Consider the following 16,807-nt stretch of genomic DNA (forward strand, 5'->3'; position numbering starts at 1 on the left):
TGATCGTCTTCTCAGGTGGGACATTACTCCGTGAGGGACGTGTTTTCGTGGGTGCCCCCATGGGCTTAGGCCAAAAGTCCAAGGTGAGTATGGGACCAGTAGTCGAATGCACGGAACGGACCGGGGAGGTGCCGGGGATGCCGGAGGTACCGGAGTTGGCGCAGGAGCCCCTGCGGGGTACGGCGGGGCGGCTGCCGTTCCAGGTGGTGGAGGTGACGGGACCGTCGATGGTGCCCACGCTCTATCACGGGGACTGGCTGCTCGTGCAGTACGGGGCGCCAGTGCGCCCCGGTGACGTGGTTGTCCTGCGCCACCCGTTCCAACAGGACCTGTTGGTCGTCAAGCGGGCCACCGAGCGCCGCGCGGGCGGCTGGTGGGTGCTGGCCGACAACGCGTTCGCGGGCGGGGACAGCACGGACTACGGGACGGTGCCCGAAGAGCTGGTGCTGGCCCGGGTCCGGGCCCGCTACCGGCCGCTGAGGAAGGATCAGCGTTCGGTCGGCGCGGTGCTGGCCTGGGCGGTCTCCGCGCTGCGGCCGGTGTCGGCGGCGCGCTCCGTCTCCAGGCGCTTGCGGGCCCGGTAGGCGGCCACATTGGCGCGGGTCGCGCAGCGGTCCGAGCAGTAGCGGCGGGACCGGTTGGTCGAGGTGTCGAGGTACGCGTTGCGGCAGGGCGTGGCCTCGCAGAGCCCGAGCCGGTCCACCCCGTACGACGTGAGGTGGAAGGCGAGACCCATCGCCGCTATGGCGGCGTAGCCTGCCGTCGCGTTCGAGGGGTGGTCGGCCAGGTGCATGTGCCAGTCCGGTTTCCCGTCCGCGTCACGGGTGTTGTGGCCGGAGATCTGCGGGCTGACCGGGAACTCCAGCAGCAGCGAGTTCAACAGGTCGACGGCGAGCGTCTCGTCGCCGATGTCGGCCGCCTCGAAAACGGCGCGCAGCCGTCCCCGTACCGAGCGGAAGCGGGTCACGTCCGCGTCGGTGGCTCGCCTCGCCGCCTGTCCGTTGGCGCCGAACAGATCGCGGACCGCCTCGACGGAGGTGAGGACGTCCTTGTTGCGGGCCGGCTCCTCGGTGTTGACCAGGCGCACCGCATAGTCCGAGTAATAGGCCAGTTCCACTTGTAGTCCTTACGGGGTCGGTCTAAGGTCGGGTTTCGGGGCCGATGTAACGGTCGTTTCTGCTTCGAGAGTATTACGTAGTGGAGGGATTCGGGTGACGGAGACATCGACGGGTACTGACTGGCAGGCCTGGCAGCAGAGCTGGGACCGGCAGCAGGAGTGGTACATGCCCGACCGCGAGGAGCGGTTCCGGGTGATGCTGGACATGGTCGAGGCCTTCGTCGGGCCCCGGCCGAGGGTGCTCGACCTCGCGTGCGGTACGGGAAGTATTACGGACCGGCTCCTCAAGCGGTTCCCCGAGGCCACCAGTACCGGTGTCGATCTCGACCCGGCGCTGCTCACCATCGCCCGCGGCTCCTTCGCCGGCGACGAGCGCGTCACGTTCGTCACGGCCGACCTCAAGGACCGCGCCTGGGCCGACCGGCTGCCGTACGACACCTACGACGCCGTCCTCACCGCCACCGCCCTGCACTGGCTGCACAGCGAACCGCTCGCCACGCTCTACGGGCAGCTCAGCGGACTTGTCCGGGACGGCGGGGTGTTCATGAACGCCGATCACATGATTGACACCGACACCCCCCGTATCAACGCGGCCGAACGCGCCCGCCGTCACGCCGGGATGGACCGGGCCAAGGCCGCGGGAGCCCTCGACTGGGCGGACTGGTGGGCCCTCGCGGCCAAGGACCCGGTCCTCGCCGGACCCACCGCCGAGCGGTATGAGATCTACGGCGAGCACGCCGACGGCGACATGCCGTCCGTGCGGTGGCACGCGGACACTCTGCGCGCCGCGGGCTTCGGCGAGGCACGGGCCGTCTGGGCCTCCCCGTCGGACGCCCTGGTGCTCGCCGTGAAGTTGTCCCGATAGTCGCTGGTGGGCGCACGACGACAGCTACGGCACCATGCGTCACATGGGGCGGTGCGGACTCCGGTCCGTACCGCCCCGGACTTTTTCCGCGCCTGCTGCAACCCGCCGCGCACCCTGGCGCACTGGAAGGGTGAGACGGTCCGCACCCGCGGACCCGGGAAGGGGCGCCGACGATGCGGATCGATGACGAAGCCGCGCTGCACGCCTTCGTCGAGGGCAGACGTACGGCACTGTTCCGCAGCGCCTATCTGCTCTGTGGCGACCGGCACGAGGCCGAGGACCTGGTCCAGTCGACCCTCGTGAAGGTCGTGCTCGGCGGGCGGCGGCACGGGCGGCTGGACAACATCGAGGCGTACGCGCGCAAGACGCTGGTCAACACCTTCATAGCCGCCCGCCGCCGGTTCTGGCGGCGCGAGGAGGCGTACGGCGAACTGCCCGAGCGCGCGGGCCAGTCGACCGACCCGGACACCGGCCTTGCGGTACGGGCGGCCCTCGCCCGGCTCACGGCCAAGCAGCGGGCCGTTCTGGTGCTGCGGTACTGGGAGGACCTGAGCGTCGAGGCCACGGCCGACATGCTCGGGATGCGGGAGAACACGGTCAAGAGCCACGCGGCTCGGGGGTTGGCGGCGCTGCGCGCCGAGATGGCGGAGGAATACGTATGAGCGACGTCAGGGAGCTGCTGGGGCGGGCCGCCGAGCACGCGGGGCAGCCGGTCATCAGCACCGAAGGGGTGTACGCGAAGGCCGCCCGGGTGCGGTGGCGGCGCCGGGCCACGGTCGCGGCGGCCGCGTTCGCCGTGGTCACGGCCGGAGCGGTCGTGGTCCCGGGGCTGACTGCGCAGCCGAAGGAGGAGCAGGCCTCGGTGGCGGCGCCCGCCGAACCGGCCGGCAACAGCGGCCGGGCGAAGAAGCTCGTCGAGCTGCTGCCCAAGGGGGTGGGCTCGGTCGAGCAGGTCTCACTCGCCGTGATCATCAAGCACGCGACCCCGCAGCAGGCCAAGGAGCATCCGGTGGGGCCGCTGGACGGGCAGTACGCCGTCCGCAGGGACGGGGGCGTCGGCTACCTCGTCATCGGCGCCATGAGCGGCGAGCAGGTCCGCAAGAAGTTCGGCGGATCCGCTCCCGCCGACGACCTCTGCAAGCCGACCAACGGGGAGCCGCGCCCGACCGACTGCGTACGTGAGGAACTGCCGGACGGCCGGGTGCTGACCATCTGGAGCGACTCGATGGACTACGGCGACGGTACGCCGCAGTGGGGCTTCGAACTCGTCGGCCGGCTCACGCTGAGGGACGGCGGGCTGCTGACCGTGCGGGACAGCACCGGCTTCACGGCCGACACCTCGCAGGGGCCGCTGCTCAAGAAGACCCCGCTCACGCGCGCCCAGCTGCGCACGCTGATGCTGAGCCCGGAGCTGCTGCCGAAGAAGTAGCCCGGCGGGGGATACGGGGACACGGGGATACGGGAGAGGGCGGTACGGACCGGAGTCCGTACCGCCCTCGTGTCATTCCCGTGCCGCTACAGCACCTTCGACAGGAACGACTTCGTCCGGTCGTGCTGCGGGTTCGTCAGAACGTCGCGCGGGTGGCCCGACTCGACCACCACCCCGTCGTCCATGAAGACCAGCGCATCGCCGACCTCCCGGGCGAAGCCCATCTCATGGGTCACCACGATCATCGTCATGCCGTCCTCCGCGAGCCCGCGCATGACGTCCAGGACGTCGCCCACCAGCTCCGGGTCGAGCGCCGACGTCGGCTCGTCGAAGAGCATCAGCTTCGGCTCCATGGCCAGTGCGCGGGCGATCGCCACCCGCTGCTGCTGGCCGCCGGAGAGCTGCGACGGGTAGTTCTTCGCCTTGTCGGCCAGGCCGACCCGGTCCAGCAACCGCTCCGCGCGGGCCCGGGCGACGGCCTTCGCCTCGCCCTTGACCTGTACCGGGGCCTCCATGACGTTCTCGATGGCCGTCATGTGCGGGAAGAGGTTGAACCGCTGGAAGACCATGCCGATGTCTCGGCGCTTCAGGGCGACCTCGGTGTCCTTGAGCTCGTAGAGCTTGTCGCCCTTCTGGCGGTAGCCCACCAGATCGCCGTCGACATAGAGCCGGCCGGCGTTGATCTGCTCCAGGTGGTTGATGCACCGCAGGAACGTCGACTTGCCGGAACCGGACGGGCCGATCAGGCAGAAGACCTCCCGCGGGGCGACCTCCAGGTCGATGCCCTTGAGAATGTGTGCGGCGCCGAAGGACTTGTGGACGCCCTCGGCCTTCACCATGGGGTGCGTTGTCACTTGGCCACCTCCGAACGGCGGAACATGTTCAGGTTGGCCCGCAGGCGCTGCAGCGGGGTGGGCGGCAGGGAGCGCAGCGATCCGCGGGCGTAACGGCGCTCCAGGTAGTACTGGCCGACGCTGAACACGCTGGTCAGGGCCAGGTACCAGATCGAGGCGACGATGAGCATCTCCATCACCGCGAACGAGGTGGCCGCGATGTCTTGTGCGCTGCGCAGCAGATCCTGGTACTGGACCGCGACGACCAGTGACGACGTCTTGAGCATGTTGATGAACTCGTTGCCCGACGGCGGGATGATCACCCGCATCGCCTGTGGGAGCACCACACGCCGCATGGTCTTTGCCTGACTCATGCCCAGCGCATGGGACGCCTCGGTCTGGCCTTCGTCCACGGACTGGATGCCGGCCCGGACGATCTCCGCCATGTATGCGCCCTCATTGAGGCCGAGGCCCAGCAGGGCGGCCAGGAACGGCGTCATGACATCGGTCATCTCGTCCCGGTAGAACCCGATGTTGAAGATCGGGAAGATCAGGGCGAGGTTGAACCAGATGAGCAGCTGTACATACACCGGAGTGCCGCGGAAGAACCAGATGTACAGCCAGGCCACCGTGCTGGTCACCGGGTTCTTCGACAAGCGCATCACGGCGAACAGCACGCCGAGCACCAGGCCCAGGGCCATGGAGGCCACGCTGATGTAGATCGTGTTCCGGAGACCCGTCAGGATGCTGGGGTCGAACAGCTTGTCCGGCACGGTTGCCCAGCGCACATTGCCCTGCGAGAAGGCGTACGTAAGTCCCGCGAGGACTGCGATCACGACCAGGGCGCTGATCCAGCGCCCGAAATGACGTACCGGGATCGCCTTGATTGCCATGGGTGGTATCTGGTCCGCGATAGGGGTTGCTCCCGACGGAACCTTGTCGATCTTGTCGCTCACAACGACTGCCCTTCAGGGGTACGCGGGTCAGGAGCCGCCGTTGATGGCTGCTTCGGTGACGGCGCCGTCGGCGGCGCCCCACTTGTCGAGAGCGGTCTTGTAGGTGCCGTCGGCGATGATCGCGTCCAGGGCGGCCTTGAGGGCGTCACGGAGCTGCGTGTTCTTCTTGTCCACCGCGATGCCGAACGGTCCGGCGTCCGACTTGTTGGCGACGGCCTCGAAGTCGTTGCCGCCGCCTGCGGTCTTGGCGATGTATGCGGCGACCGGGGAGTCGTTCAGGTCGGCGACGGCACCGCCGGACTTGACTCGGGTCTGGGCCTCGGCGTCGGTGGAGAAGGCCTCGATGGAGATCTTCTTCTTTCCGTCCTTGACGCACTTGGCCGACAGGTCCTTGGCGGCCGTCTCGTACGTCGTGCCGCGCTGGACGGCGAGCTGCTTGCCGCAGAGATCGTCGACCGACTTGATGCCCTCCGGGTTGCCCTTCTTCACCAGAATCCCGGTGCTGGCGGTGAAGTAGTCGACGAAGTCGACACCCGTACCGGTCTTCTTGCCCTTGTCGTCCAGACCCTCCTGGCGGGCCTTGGTGTCGCTCATGGCAGACATGACGGCGTCGTAGCGGCCGGTGGGCAGCGCGCCGAGCAGGGTGTCGAAGGTGCCCGAGGTGAAGTCGACCTTCACGCCGAGCTGCTTGCTGAGGGCCGCGGCGATGTCGGGGTCGACACCGACGATTTTCTCGCCCTCCTTGAACTCCATCGGGGCATACGTGGCGTCCGTACCGACCTTGATGACACCGGCCTTCTTGACGTCCGCCGGCAGCTTGTCGAAGAGGGGAGCGGCGCTCTTGGTGCCACTGCCCGTCGTCGTGGTGTCCGAGTTGGTCTGGTCGCCACAGGCGGTCAGCAGCATGGTGCCGGCGACCGCGATGGCGCAGACCGCTGCAATCCGGGACGTTGCGGTCGTGCGACGGGTGGTGCGAGCGGTCATGATCGGGTTCCTCCGGCGGGTGAGGGTGGAGTTGCCAGGCGGTATGGCACACATCGTCGGATGTCGCCGCCTCGTATGGTTACGGCATCTTGCCATTCGGACTAGCCCAAACAGGGGGCCAGTCATGTCAAAATCGGGTAACGGGCGATCCCCGAACCTCAGTAGGCCGGTACATCAAGGCCGGACCTTCTATGGGGTTTTCTTCTTCCGGCCGGAGAATCTTCGGCGCGTCTCGACTGGTGGACGGATATCTGGTTGATTAGTCGACTTGTCCAGATATTCGACTATGAGGCACGTCACCGCGTCGGTTTGAACTCGTCCGGGATGCGGTCCGTCCGGTAAGAAAGACCTTTACACCCCTCATCCGGGGCTCAGGGCGCGTGTGCGGCGCGCCCGCGCGTACGTACCTCCCCCTGCCGGAGCGGGCCAACCGCTCACTGCAGGGAACGGACGCGGTGCCCGCCCACCCCTCCTCAACCAGGAGTGGCCACCCTCAGGCAAAGAAGACTTAAGGGGTCATCACCATGGCAGCGGAGATCGTCAATCCTCGCAGCGACAGCACGACTGACAGCAATACCGGGAGCGCCACCGATGAGCCGTTCGACGCGGCCTTCGCGCTCCACCGCGGCGGGAAGATGGCCGTGCAGGCCACCGTCCCGCTGCGCGACAAGGACGACTTGTCCCTCGCGTACACACCAGGCGTTGCCAAGGTGTGCAGCGCCATCGCGGAGAATCCCGAGCTGGTTCACGACTACACCTGGAAGTCGCAGGTCGTCGCCGTCGTGACGGACGGCACCGCGGTGCTCGGGCTGGGAGACATCGGACCGGAGGCGTCCTTGCCCGTGATGGAAGGCAAGGCGATCCTCTTCAAGCAGTTCGGCGGGGTCGACGCGGTGCCGATCGCGCTCGCGACGACCGATGCGGACGAGATCGTGGAGACGGTCGTCCGGCTCGCACCGTCGTTCGGAGGCGTGAATCTGGAGGACATCTCGGCGCCCCGCTGCTTCGAGATCGAGCGCAGGCTGCAGGAGCGGCTCGACATCCCGGTTTTCCACGACGACCAGCACGGTACGGCCGTGGTGACCCTGGCAGCGCTGCGCAACGCCGCGAAGCTGTCCGGGCGGACCCTCGGCGACCTGCGCGGCGTCATCTCCGGCGCGGGGGCGGCAGGGGTGGCCATCGCCAAGTTCCTGCTGGAGGCGGGGCTCGGTGACGTCGCCGTGGCCGACCGCAAGGGGATCGTCAGCCGGGACCGCGAGGACCTGACGGACGTCAAGCGTGAGCTCGCGGAGATCACCAACAAGGCGGGCATCTCCGGTTCGCTGGAGACGGCACTGGTCGGCGCGGACGTCTTCATCGGCGTCTCCGGCGGTACGGTGCCGGAGGCGGCGGTCGCGTCGATGGCGCCCGGTGCGTTCGTCTTCGCCATGGCCAACCCGGACCCGGAAGTCCACCCCGACATCGCGCACAAGTACGCGGCGGTCGTGGCGACGGGCCGGTCGGACTACCCGAACCAGATCAACAACGTGCTGGCCTTCCCCGGCATCTTCGCCGGTGCGCTGCAGGTGCGGGCGTCCCGCATCACCGAGGGCATGAAGATCGCCGCGGCGACTGCGCTGGCGGATGTGGTGGGAGACGAACTGGCGGCGGACTACGTGATTCCCTCGCCGTTCGACGAGCGGGTTGCTCCCGCGGTGACGGCCGCGGTTGCCGCGGCGGCACGCGCGGAGGGCGTGGCGCGCCGCTGAGGTGAGCGCGGGGCGGGGCGGGGCGGACCCCCCGCCCCGCCCCTTCCCGTACCCGGGCCCGGCCCCTGGCCCCATGCCTCGAACGCCGGCGAGGCCGAGCGGTGCCCCGCGCCCCGGTACGGCCACGCGGGCCACGTCACACCTCTCGCCGGTTCCGCCGCACCCGCCTCGCGCCTAGGGTCAGGGCCATGTTCGCCGCCTACGCAGCCCGCATCGACCGCGACCACCCCCTCACCGGCCTTGAACTGGGCGAGCGCCCAGCTCCCGAGGCGCGCCCCGGCTGGACCACCGTCCATGTCCGGGCCGCTTCCCTCAACCATCACGACCTCTGGTCGCTCCGTGGCGTCGGCCTCGCCGAGGACAAGCTGCCGATGATCCTCGGCTGTGACGCGGCCGGGATCGACGAGGACGGCAACGAGGTCGTCCTGCACTCCGTCATCGGTCAGACCGGACACGGCGTCGGCCCGGACGAGCCCCGGTCCATCCTCACCGAGCGCTACCAGGGCACCTTCGCCGAGCAGGTCACCGTCCCCAGCTGGAATGTGCTGCCCAAGCCGAAGGAGCTCACCTTCGAGCAGGCCGCCTGTCTGCCGACCGCCTGGCTCACCGCGTACCGGATGCTCTTCACCAATGCCGGAGTGCGGCCCGGTGACTCCGTCCTCGTCCAGGGCGCCGGCGGTGGTGTCGCGACCGCCGCGATCGTCCTCGGCAAGGCTGCCGGGCTGCGGATCTACGCCACCAGCCGCGACGAGGCCAAGCGCAAGAGGGCCGTCGAACTCGGTGCGATCGAGGCGTACGAGCCCGGCGCGCGGCTGCCGCAGCGCGTCGATGCCGTCATCGAGACGGTCGGCGCGGCCACCTGGTCCCATTCGGTGAAGTCGCTGCGCCCCGGTGGCACCCTGGTCATCTCCGGCGCGACCAGCGGCGACCGGCCCTCGCACGCCGAGCTGACCCGGATCTTCTTCCTGGAGCTGAAGGTTGTCGGTTCGACGATGGGGTCCAAGGACGAGCTGGAGGACCTGCTGGCGTTCTGTGCGACGACCGGAGTGCGGCCCGTCATCGACGAGGTGCTGCCGCTGGACCGCGCCCGCGAGGGGTTCGAGCGGCTCGCCTCGGGCGACCAGTTCGGAAAGATCGTACTCACCACATCCTGAAGTGCCGCTCTCTGACACAGAGATGATGCGTCGATCCTGCTGCTGAGATCTGCCGCCATGCGTGCCGTCGGGGCCTCATGGCGGCAGTTGTCACTTTGCCGACGCGCGCAGGCCGGCCTGCGGCGGGTCATCGCCGAACGCCTCACTCAACCCGTGTGCGTCCCGCGCTTCCGTTGTCGGCCCGCGGCGCGGATCATGTCAACCATGGTTGACATGGGCGACGTGTCAATGTAAGTTGACATCATGACCGAAGCAACGGATCTCGCCGCACGCGCCGGCGACCGCGACCCGCGCGTCGGGTTGCGAGCCGTCGCCGCCCTGCGGCGGCTGCTGGAGCAGCTCGAAGCCGTACAAGTCAGAAGTGCTCGCGTCCAGGGCTGGTCGTGGCAGGAGATCGCGGCCGAACTGGGCGTCAGTCGACAGGCCGTCCACAAGAAGTACGGGAGGCATTGATGTTCGAGCGATTCACCGGCGGTGCCCGCGCCGTCGTGACCGGTGCCGTGGACCAGGCCAAGAAGACCGGTTCCGACTCCGTCACCGAGGAGCACATGCTGCTCGCCCTGCTCGACCAGCAGGGCGGCCGGGCCGCCTTCGCTGTCGCAGCCCTCGGGCTGACCGACTGCCGCGCCTCGGTGGAGACGGCGCTTGCCGAGGCCCGTCGACGAGGCGGGCTGACCAAGGCCGACACGGACGCACTCGCCGGCATCGGCATCGATGTGACGGAGATCGTCACCCGAATCGAGGACGCCCACGGTGCAGGCGCCCTGGCTGAGGACCGCCGCGGGCGGTCCGGGCGGCCCTCCTTCGCCCGGGGCGCAAAGGCGATTCTGGAGAAGTCCCTGCGGGTCGCGGTAGGGCGTGGTGACCGCTTCATCGGTGAGGAACACATCCTGCTGGCGTTCACCGTCACGCCCGGTGTGGTCGCCGATGTGCTGGCGGAGCACGGGGCGACGCACGAGGCGGTCACCCGCGCGCTGTATGGGGAGGGTGCCGGGGGAGCCGAGGGGCAGGCGAAGGCGGGGTAGGGATGTGGTGGACGTGGGGGGGGGGGGGCCCCCCCCCCGCCCCCCCCCGGGGGGGGGGCCCGCGGGGGGGGGGGGGGGGGGGCGCGGGGGGGGCGGGGGGGGGGGGGGGGGGTGGGGGGGGGCGGGGGGGGGGCCCCCCCCCGCCACTGCTCACTCCTTGGCGTCGGCGCCCTTCCGCAGGAGCGCGCCGATGCCGGCCGCCGCCGTCGACAGATGGCGGCGGGCCTCGACCAGCTGGTCCTCCGTGATGCCCCGGTCGCGGGCCGCGTCGCGGATGTCGTCCCGGAAGCGGTCGAGCAGGCGGTCCAGGTCGCGGGCCGGGTCGCCCGTCGTGCCCGTCTCCTTGCCCCAGTCGGGGTCGGCGGCCGCCGGTTCGGGCTTGATGTACGGGGGCCGGCCGGTCGTCCCGGCGTAGCCGGCCAGGCGGCCGGTGATCTCGGCCAGCCCCTCCCGTACGCCGGTGGGCCAGTCACCCCGGGCGAAGTGCTCCTGGACCTGCCGGGCCGCGTTCTGCATCTGCTCGCGCGCCTTCTCCTGGGCCTCCTTGGCCTGGCGGCGCGCCTGCTGGGCGTCCTCGCGGGCACGGCGGGACTCGTCCTTCGCCCGGCGGGCCTGCTCCTTCCACTCCTGCTTGGCCTTGCGCAGCTCCTCCTTGGCGGTGCGCCAGGCCTCGCTGTCGCCGAAGTCCGTGAAGTCGCCGAACGGGGAGCCCCGGTCGCCCTTCGCGCTGGTCCCGGTGGCGGAGGTGTGCCGGGTCTCGCCGGCTGCCGCGCGCATCTCGCTGCGCAGCTTCCCCGCCGCGCCCCGCACGTCGTCCCGCATCTCGGCGGCCAGTTCGGAGACCGACTCGCGGATCTCCAGCTCCAGATCGGCCAGTTCGCCGCCGCGGTCCGCCAGTTCGGCGCGGCCCGCGTCGGTGATCGAGTAGACCTTGCGACCGCCCTCGGTGGCGTGCGTGACGAGACCCTCGGCCTCCAGCTTGGCCAGGCGAGGATAGACGGTGCCCGCCGATGGTGCGTACAGGCCTTGGAAACGTTCCTCGAGGATCCGGATCACCTCGTAGCCGTGACGGGGCGCCTCGTCCAGGAGTTTCAGAAGGTAGAGGCGGAGCCGCCCATGAGCGAATACGGAGGGCATGTCAGAGCACCTTTCCGGTCGACTCGGCGTCGTACGGATCGTCCTCGGCCGGTGGGCGGCGGAGCAGGGCTATCGACCCCGACACGGTCGTGGCCCTCAGCGTCCCGGTGCCTGCGCCGAGCGTCCCGGTGATCCGCTTCGCCCCCCACTGGCCGCCGACCCGCAGATCCTCGAAGCTGTTGGAGACGGCGCCGCTGGCCGTGTTCGCCTCGACCGTCGCGTCCGCCGGGTGCGGCAGCCGGATGGCTACCTCGCCGGAGACCGTGGTCAGCCGGATGTCCGTGGGCTTCCCGGTCGGGTCCAGGTCCAGCACCATGTTGCCGCTGACCGATTCGGCCCGTACCACCGTCCCGGCGCCCTCGACGACCGTCAGATCGCCGGAGACCGACTTGAAGCGAAGCTCTCCGGTGACGGACTGGGCCTCCACACTGCCGGAGACCGTGTCCGCGCGGACCGTGCCGCCGAGGCCCACGAGCGTGGTGTCGCCGGTGATGCCGCGCACGTCCGTACGTCCCCGGATGCCCGAGACCAGCGCTCCGGCGCCGACCGTGCCGAGCTCCACCGTCGACCCGGCCGGCACGGCGAGCGAGACCACCGCGCTGCGGTGCCGCCCCTTGTGGTCGAACCACTTCAGGAAGCCGTGCCAGGGCAGGTCCTCGTAGGCGACCGTGAGGATGCCGTCCTTCTGCGTCACATTGAGCGGCGGGCCCTCGATCGCGGAGACCTCCAGCCGCGCGGTCGGCTCATCGGTGCCGACGACGTTGACGGTGCCGTTGACGATGCGCACGCTGAGTGCCGTCACCGGGTCGTCGAAGGTGAGCTTCTGAGGCTCGGCGATGGCCCACGTCGACACAGGCATGGATCTGACCTCCCAGGAACGCGCCGTGACGCAACATATCGCGTCTCTTGAAGGACACGATATATCGCGGATCGGGGAAGTCAAGGGAGGGCGGGGTGGCCTGAGGTGATCAAATGACGTCAAGTGTGGGCAAATTGCCCTACGGTGTGAGCTGTGAACGCGACATCACCCGTGGGTGCGCTGCTGCTCTGCCGGGCCGGACCCGACTCCGTACGGCCGGTGGCCCATCTGCTGCGCGAACGCATGCTGCTCGCGCCCGCGGGAGACGGGTGGAGCGTCCTGGTGCCGGAAGGAAGGCCCTGGCGGGACGGGGGAGAAGGGGATCAGCCGGTCGACAGTGTGGTGGGCGGCTGGGCCACCGCGCTCGCGGTCGGCTCCACCTGGCCGGTTCTCGCGCTGTGGTGGGACGGCGACCGGGCCGGCTACACGCTCGCGTCCGACTTCCGGCGGCCCGTCGGATACATCTGGCTGGCGGACGGGACTCCGGCGGGTGAGGGCGAGGCGATGCGTACGTTTGCCGCGCGGCTCGGGCTCGACCCCGTCCTGGACGTCCAGCGGCTCGAAACGCTGACCCGCCCGGATCCCGACGCGGACGCCCGCACCCGGCTGCGCGGTCTCCTCGCCGCACTCACCCGCATCGGACTGACCCTCCCGGCCGGCCTCGATCCCGGCGAACCCGCTGATCGGCTGCACGCCTCGGCCGACAGCAGGCCCGGAACGGAGCGGATCGCCTGGGCGGGCTGGCGCGACGCGTTGAAGACCGAACTCGCCGCGGTCGAGAGCGGCAGACTCGGCCCGTGGCTGCGCGGCCCCAAGGCGCGTGCACTCGCCACCGCCCAGCTCGCCGCGGGAGTGCCGCTCGTCACCTGGGGGATCGGGCGCCGCAGCGGAGGGTGGGCGTTCGCGGGAGCGCTGCTGATCGTGCACGGGGCACTCGGTCTTGCGTGCGACCGGATCCGGGCCGACGGTCGCTGATCCGGGATGCGGGGGCTGATCCCGGCCGACGGGGCCCGGCGGACGCGCCCTGGGGCGTCGCCCTACTCCTCGTCCTCGTCGTCCAGCCGGGCCAGCCAGGTGGCGAGGCGCTCGACGGGCACCTCGAAATCGGGATTGAGGTCGACGAACGTACGCAGCTGCTCGGCGAGCCACTCGAAAGTGACCTCCTCCTCGCCGCGCCGCTTCTCCAGCTCCTCGATGCCACGGTCGGTGAAGTACATGGCGCAAGTTTAACGGCCTCCCCGCGGCAGGGAGTGGGCTCCCGCCGCCCTGCAACTCCGCCGGCGGCGTTGTCGTCAGTCACCGACGCTCCGCGTCGACTCCCTCCTCCGCCTTGCCACCGAAGCCGCACGACGCCGCTCGCTGATCCACTCCCTGCCGCGGGGGCGCCCGTAACGGCCTCCCCCGCGACTGGGAGTGGGCTCCCGCCGCCCTGCAACTCCGCCGGCGGCGTTGTCGTCAGTCACCGACGCTCCGCGTCGACTCCCTCCTCCGCCTTGCCATCGAAGCCGCAGGACGCCGCTCGCTGATCCACTTCCTGCCGCGGGGGCGCCCGTAACGGCCTCCCCGCGGCAGGGAGTGGGCTCCCGCCGCCCTGCGACTGGGCTTGCGGCGTTGTTGTCGGTCACCGATGCTCCGCGTCGACTCCGTCCTCCGCCTTGCCACCGAAGCCGCAGGACGCCGCTCGCTGATCCACTCCCTGCCGCGGGGGAGGCCGTAATGCCTGGTGACAGCCCTCAGGGGCCGAGAGCGCGGGCGCCGGAACCCTCGGCGGGGGCGACGGAATCCGGCCGGGAAACGTCCGAGAACCGGTGCGCCCGGCCACGGCGTCCTGACGGATGTGCATCGCATCGATCGCGTACTGCCGTTAACCTGCGGGGAGTTCGGGGAACGGGGGTGTCATGAGTGACAGCGGGGCCCGTATTGCACGCATTGAGATGCCGGACGGCACACCGGTCTGGGCACGCATCTCAGGGGCCGAGGAACTTGAGCAGCAGTCGGCCGGGAACGGGCCGTCCTACACGGACACCGGCTTCTCGGACTTCGCCGACCAGGTGCAGGCCCGGGTGGAGAGCCTGCAGGGGGTGGTGACCAGCGTCGCGCGCTCGCTCGCCGAGCCGCTGCGGGCCGTGCGGCCGGACGAGGTCAGCGTCGAATTCGGTATCGAGCTCACCGCCAAGGCCGGCAAAGTGGTCGGACTCCTCGCGGACGGGGAGGCCAAGGGCGCCATCAAGGTCACGCTCACCTGGAGCGGTGGCGGCCCGGCCGCCGATCCGCCGATCACGCCGCAGGTGCCCGCGCAGGCCGCCGCGCCACCCATGCCGCCCATCCCGCCCGCCCCGCCCGCACCCGCCGCCCCGCCTGCACCACCGGTGCCGCCGGGACCAGCACCCGCGCGGCCCGACCGCGCGTCCCCGCCGTCGCACGCCCCCGCATCCTCGGACGATGCGTCCGCCGGAGCATCCCCCGGCTCACCGGCGCACCCCGACGGTGCCGCGACCTCCGACGGCGGCGGGTCATGACGGAGGAGACCGCCGGGGGCGCAGAAAGGGGTCCGGGGCCGGAGGAGGCTGCGCTCATGGACCTCGTGCGGGACGCCACCGTACGCATCCATCGCCGGGGGGACGGGTATGCCACTGACGAACCCGGCCCGGGCTTCTTGGGGAGTGGCTTTTTCATCGCCCCGAGCTGGGTCCTCACATGTGCACATGTCGCCATGCAGGGGGAGGGGCGCGAGGTGAACGTGCTGTTCAGGGCCGACCCCTACGACGCCGGGCTGACCGAGGTCCCCGGCGTGGTGCTCGCCGCGCTGCCCGAGACCCGGCCGGCCGGCGCCCAGGGCTGGCCCGCGCCCGACCTCGCACTCATTCAGCTGCGGCGGCCCGTCGAGCACCCCTGTGTGTACGTCACCGAGCGCTCGGAGGCCATGCTCCGCGGCCGTAAGGTCCGCGTCGTGGGCTGGGCGCCCGCCCCGGGCGGCGGGCTGACGACGCTCAGCGGCGACTGCGAGGTGAAGGGCACCTTCGGCGGCTGGGCCGATGCCGACCAGCAGATCCGGCTTGCCGAGGACTGGCTGGCGCCCGGGATGTCCGGCGGGCCCGTCGTGGACGTCACCCGCGGCGAGGTCGTCGGCGTGATCAAATCGCGGCTCGACGGCCACCAGGGCGGCACCGCCATCGGAATCGAGCGGCTCCGCTCCCTCACCGTGCCCGCCGGACCCGTGGAGACCGAGACGGACGACACGTACCAGGCCGTCTTCCACGCCCACGACCGCTACCACGCCGACCGGCACAACAGCCCGGCGTCCACCGAGCGGACCTGGGCCGATGTGCAGAGCGAGCTCCCCGGCCCGACCGGCCGGGTGCTCAGCCCCAAGCGGCGGATCGACCTCCTGGGCAGGCTCGCCGAGTTCCCGCCGCCGGTCAGCACCCGCAATCTGCTGCGGATGCTCGACGGCCTGCCGAACGTTCATGCGCGCGATCTCCGTCCGGCGCCGCGCGGCTGGCGCGACGGACTCGGCGCGCTGTACGACGCCCGCGTCCGCGACCGCGACGCCGCACTCGAACTGATCCTGCGCTACTGCATGGGCGTCCTCGCCGCCGACCGCCCGTACGACGTGCCGTCCACCCGGGCCGCCACGAAGTCCTTGTGGGAATGGGTGAAACGGATCGCCGACGAGGACCTGTCCCGCGACTTCCGGCAGGAACTCGTGCTGCACTGGCGCGCCGTCCGGCAGAGCCGGGACCAGGAACACCAGCGGGCCCCCGAGCCGAGGGGCGAGCCGACCCGGTACGGCGAACGCGCCTTCGTCCTGCTGGAACTGGAACCGAGGGGCTGGGAACGGGACCGTTACGACTGGCGGATCGGCGTTGCCCGCCACACGGGGGAGGTCCTGCCCGTCGCCGAGGACAGTCAGGGCACGGGGCTCGGCGCGCTCCCGGACCGGCTGGCCGCCCCGCTCGCCGAGGCGTTCCGGCGGTGCGACGAACCCGACAGCCCCGCCATGCTCCAGGTCGCGATCCCACCGGCGCTGCTCGGCCTGGACGTCGACAACTGGAAGGTGACCCCCGACGGGCTGCCGCTCGGAGCCGTGCGCCCGGTCGTCGTCCGCCGCTCGGCGCGGGAGCGGCTGCCGGACGACGACGTGGAAAGACTGCGCAGGGCCCGCTGGAGCGGCACCCGGAACTCGTCGGTGCAGGCCGAAGTCGTCGACTGCGAGGACGGAATGGGGGTACGCGTACCGGAGGTGGCGAGGCTGCACACCCTGGCGTACGAGACCGTGCCGGTCCTCTGCCGGTACGGCGGCCGGCCGGACCCCGAGACCACGGCCGGACTGATGCGGATCCTCGACGGCGGCTTCGGGGTGGCCCTGTGGCGGCGGACCGGGGAACCGGACGGGGTCTGCTCCGAATTCCATCGGCGCGCCCTCAACACCGTCGCGGAGACCCGCACCGCCGACCGGCTGCCGCAGCGGATCCACGAGCTGAGAAGAGACGTGAAGGCGGAACGTGCCGATGCCTTCTGGTCCTACGGCGTCGTGCTGTTCTATGACGATCCGCACCATATGCTCCCCGGTTCCGATCAGCTCCTGGAGGCGCCGTGAACAGCGTCGGCCGGCCTCTTACCGGGGAGTTCACGGATCGATACCGTGAGGCGCGTTCGACGGCTGCTGCCCCTCACACCGGACCTGGCGGACGAGTGAC

18 protein-coding genes are annotated in these 16,807 nt (G+C 70.5%); 11 read left to right on the top strand and 7 right to left on the bottom strand.

Annotated elements, in window-relative coordinates; genetic code table 11:
- Nucleotides 1-137: 137 nt before the first annotated feature.
- Nucleotides 138-584, top strand: a complete 447-nt coding sequence (gene sodX, locus ACIBB8_RS22300; protein WP_398954658.1) for a nickel-type superoxide dismutase maturation protease — start codon at nt 138-140, stop codon at nt 582-584.
- Here the strand turns inward: sodX and ACIBB8_RS22305 are convergent.
- Nucleotides 488-1,117, bottom strand: a complete 630-nt coding sequence (locus ACIBB8_RS22305) for a CGNR zinc finger domain-containing protein (RefSeq protein WP_398954660.1) — start codon at nt 1,115-1,117, stop codon at nt 488-490. The two genes, sodX and ACIBB8_RS22305, sit on opposite strands and share 97 nt — an antisense overlap.
- A gap of 94 nt (nt 1,118-1,211) precedes the next feature.
- Here ACIBB8_RS22305 and ACIBB8_RS22310 point away from each other — a divergent pair, with 94 nt between their 5' ends.
- The 3 genes from ACIBB8_RS22310 (at nt 1,212) to ACIBB8_RS22320 (ending at nt 3,411) form a co-directional block, all read left to right on the top strand.
- Nucleotides 1,212-1,982 (top strand): class I SAM-dependent methyltransferase, encoded by a 771-nt coding sequence (locus ACIBB8_RS22310; protein WP_398954662.1) that lies wholly within the window; start codon nt 1,212-1,214, stop codon nt 1,980-1,982.
- Nucleotides 1,983-2,155: 173 nt separating this feature from the next.
- A complete protein-coding gene (locus ACIBB8_RS22315; RefSeq protein ID WP_398954664.1) occupies nt 2,156-2,644 on the top strand; it encodes a SigE family RNA polymerase sigma factor in 489 nt (162 codons plus the stop codon).
- Nucleotides 2,641-3,411: a hypothetical protein gene (locus ACIBB8_RS22320; RefSeq protein WP_398954666.1), complete on the top strand. Its 771-nt coding sequence runs from the start codon at nt 2,641-2,643 to the stop codon at nt 3,409-3,411. Before ACIBB8_RS22315 ends, ACIBB8_RS22320 begins: the two co-directional genes overlap by 4 nt.
- Nucleotides 3,412-3,497: 86 nt before the next feature.
- On the opposite strand, the gene ACIBB8_RS22325 is transcribed toward ACIBB8_RS22320, so the two are convergent.
- The 3 genes from ACIBB8_RS22325 to ACIBB8_RS22335 are packed head-to-tail and all read right to left on the bottom strand — an operon-like array spanning nt 3,498 to nt 6,184.
- Complete coding sequence (locus ACIBB8_RS22325) at nt 3,498-4,250, bottom strand: amino acid ABC transporter ATP-binding protein (RefSeq protein WP_398954817.1); 753 nt, start codon at nt 4,248-4,250, stop codon at nt 3,498-3,500.
- Nucleotides 4,251-4,261: 11 nt separating this feature from the next.
- The gene (locus tag ACIBB8_RS22330) at nt 4,262-5,200 is read right to left on the bottom strand and encodes an amino acid ABC transporter permease (protein ID WP_398954668.1); all 939 of its coding nucleotides are present in this window, start codon (nt 5,198-5,200) and stop codon (nt 4,262-4,264) included.
- A gap of 27 nt (nt 5,201-5,227) precedes the next feature.
- A complete protein-coding gene (locus ACIBB8_RS22335) occupies nt 5,228-6,184 on the bottom strand; it encodes an ABC transporter substrate-binding protein (RefSeq protein ID WP_398954670.1) in 957 nt (318 codons plus the stop codon).
- Nucleotides 6,185-6,708: 524 nt separating this feature from the next.
- Here ACIBB8_RS22335 and ACIBB8_RS22340 point away from each other — a divergent pair.
- From ACIBB8_RS22340 to ACIBB8_RS22355, 4 genes are all read left to right on the top strand, one after another.
- Nucleotides 6,709-7,932 carry an NADP-dependent malic enzyme gene (locus ACIBB8_RS22340; RefSeq protein ID WP_398954672.1) on the top strand — a complete coding sequence of 408 codons (1,224 nt, stop codon included), beginning with the start codon at nt 6,709-6,711 and terminating at the stop codon, nt 7,930-7,932.
- A 188-nt stretch (nt 7,933-8,120) separates the two neighbouring features.
- Nucleotides 8,121-9,086, top strand: coding sequence for a zinc-binding dehydrogenase (locus ACIBB8_RS22345; protein ID WP_398954675.1), 966 nt, complete (start codon nt 8,121-8,123; stop codon nt 9,084-9,086).
- A gap of 243 nt (nt 9,087-9,329) precedes the next feature.
- Nucleotides 9,330-9,539 carry a sigma factor-like helix-turn-helix DNA-binding protein gene (locus tag ACIBB8_RS22350; RefSeq protein ID WP_014154112.1) on the top strand — a complete coding sequence of 70 codons (210 nt, stop codon included), beginning with the start codon at nt 9,330-9,332 and terminating at the stop codon, nt 9,537-9,539.
- A complete protein-coding gene (locus ACIBB8_RS22355; RefSeq protein WP_398954678.1) occupies nt 9,539-10,111 on the top strand; it encodes a Clp protease N-terminal domain-containing protein in 573 nt (190 codons plus the stop codon). The genes ACIBB8_RS22350 and ACIBB8_RS22355 overlap by 1 nt, the downstream gene beginning before the upstream one ends.
- 150 nt (nt 10,112-10,261) lie before the next feature.
- Here ACIBB8_RS22355 and ACIBB8_RS22360 read toward each other — a convergent pair whose 3' ends face one another.
- Both ACIBB8_RS22360 and ACIBB8_RS22365 read right to left on the bottom strand, forming a co-directional pair.
- Nucleotides 10,262-11,248: a helix-turn-helix transcriptional regulator gene (locus ACIBB8_RS22360; protein ID WP_398954680.1), complete on the bottom strand. Its 987-nt coding sequence runs from the start codon at nt 11,246-11,248 to the stop codon at nt 10,262-10,264.
- Between the two features lies 1 nt (nt 11,249).
- Nucleotides 11,250-12,107: a DUF4097 family beta strand repeat-containing protein gene (locus tag ACIBB8_RS22365; protein WP_398954682.1), complete on the bottom strand. Its 858-nt coding sequence runs from the start codon at nt 12,105-12,107 to the stop codon at nt 11,250-11,252.
- A 153-nt stretch (nt 12,108-12,260) separates the two neighbouring features.
- Here ACIBB8_RS22365 and ACIBB8_RS22370 point away from each other — a divergent pair, with 153 nt between their 5' ends.
- On the top strand, nt 12,261-13,082 hold the full coding sequence (locus ACIBB8_RS22370) for a hypothetical protein (RefSeq protein WP_398954684.1): 822 nt from the start codon (nt 12,261-12,263) through the stop codon (nt 13,080-13,082).
- A 62-nt stretch (nt 13,083-13,144) separates the two neighbouring features.
- Here the strand turns inward: ACIBB8_RS22370 and ACIBB8_RS22375 are convergent, their stop codons facing one another.
- Nucleotides 13,145-13,324, bottom strand: coding sequence for a DUF6104 family protein (locus tag ACIBB8_RS22375; RefSeq protein WP_023586593.1), 180 nt, complete (start codon nt 13,322-13,324; stop codon nt 13,145-13,147).
- 681 nt (nt 13,325-14,005) lie between these two features.
- Here ACIBB8_RS22375 and ACIBB8_RS22380 point away from each other — a divergent pair.
- Nucleotides 14,006-14,626 (top strand): CU044_2847 family protein, encoded by a 621-nt coding sequence (locus tag ACIBB8_RS22380; protein ID WP_398954686.1) that lies wholly within the window; start codon nt 14,006-14,008, stop codon nt 14,624-14,626.
- Between the two features lie 56 nt (nt 14,627-14,682).
- Nucleotides 14,683-16,707, top strand: coding sequence for a trypsin-like peptidase domain-containing protein (locus ACIBB8_RS22385; protein ID WP_398954688.1), 2,025 nt, complete (start codon nt 14,683-14,685; stop codon nt 16,705-16,707).
- Nucleotides 16,708-16,807: the final 100 nt, after the last annotated feature.

The sequence above is a fragment of the Streptomyces sp. NPDC051286 genome (assembly GCF_044455345.1).
Lineage (GTDB): Bacteria > Actinomycetota > Actinomycetes > Streptomycetales > Streptomycetaceae > Streptomyces.

Coding starts and splice junctions, on each gene's coding strand:
- sodX (WP_398954658.1), top strand. CDS start 138: ATGCCGGAGGTACCGGAGTTGGCGCAGGAGCCCCTGCGGGGTACGGCG.
- ACIBB8_RS22315 (WP_398954664.1), top strand. CDS start 2,156: ATGCGGATCGATGACGAAGCCGCGCTGCACGCCTTCGTCGAGGGCAGA.
- ACIBB8_RS22320 (WP_398954666.1), top strand. CDS start 2,641: ATGAGCGACGTCAGGGAGCTGCTGGGGCGGGCCGCCGAGCACGCGGGG.
- ACIBB8_RS22325 (WP_398954817.1), bottom strand. CDS start 4,250: ATGGTGAAGGCCGAGGGCGTCCACAAGTCCTTCGGCGCCGCACACATT.
- ACIBB8_RS22335 (WP_398954670.1), bottom strand. CDS start 6,184: ATGACCGCTCGCACCACCCGTCGCACGACCGCAACGTCCCGGATTGCA.
- ACIBB8_RS22340 (WP_398954672.1), top strand. CDS start 6,709: ATGGCAGCGGAGATCGTCAATCCTCGCAGCGACAGCACGACTGACAGC.
- ACIBB8_RS22345 (WP_398954675.1), top strand. CDS start 8,121: ATGTTCGCCGCCTACGCAGCCCGCATCGACCGCGACCACCCCCTCACC.
- ACIBB8_RS22350 (WP_014154112.1), top strand. CDS start 9,330: ATGACCGAAGCAACGGATCTCGCCGCACGCGCCGGCGACCGCGACCCG.
- ACIBB8_RS22355 (WP_398954678.1), top strand. CDS start 9,539: ATGTTCGAGCGATTCACCGGCGGTGCCCGCGCCGTCGTGACCGGTGCC.
- ACIBB8_RS22360 (WP_398954680.1), bottom strand. CDS start 11,248: ATGCCCTCCGTATTCGCTCATGGGCGGCTCCGCCTCTACCTTCTGAAA.
- ACIBB8_RS22365 (WP_398954682.1), bottom strand. CDS start 12,107: ATGCCTGTGTCGACGTGGGCCATCGCCGAGCCTCAGAAGCTCACCTTC.
- ACIBB8_RS22375 (WP_023586593.1), bottom strand. CDS start 13,324: ATGTACTTCACCGACCGTGGCATCGAGGAGCTGGAGAAGCGGCGCGGC.
- ACIBB8_RS22380 (WP_398954686.1), top strand. CDS start 14,006: ATGAGTGACAGCGGGGCCCGTATTGCACGCATTGAGATGCCGGACGGC.
- ACIBB8_RS22385 (WP_398954688.1), top strand. CDS start 14,683: ATGGACCTCGTGCGGGACGCCACCGTACGCATCCATCGCCGGGGGGAC.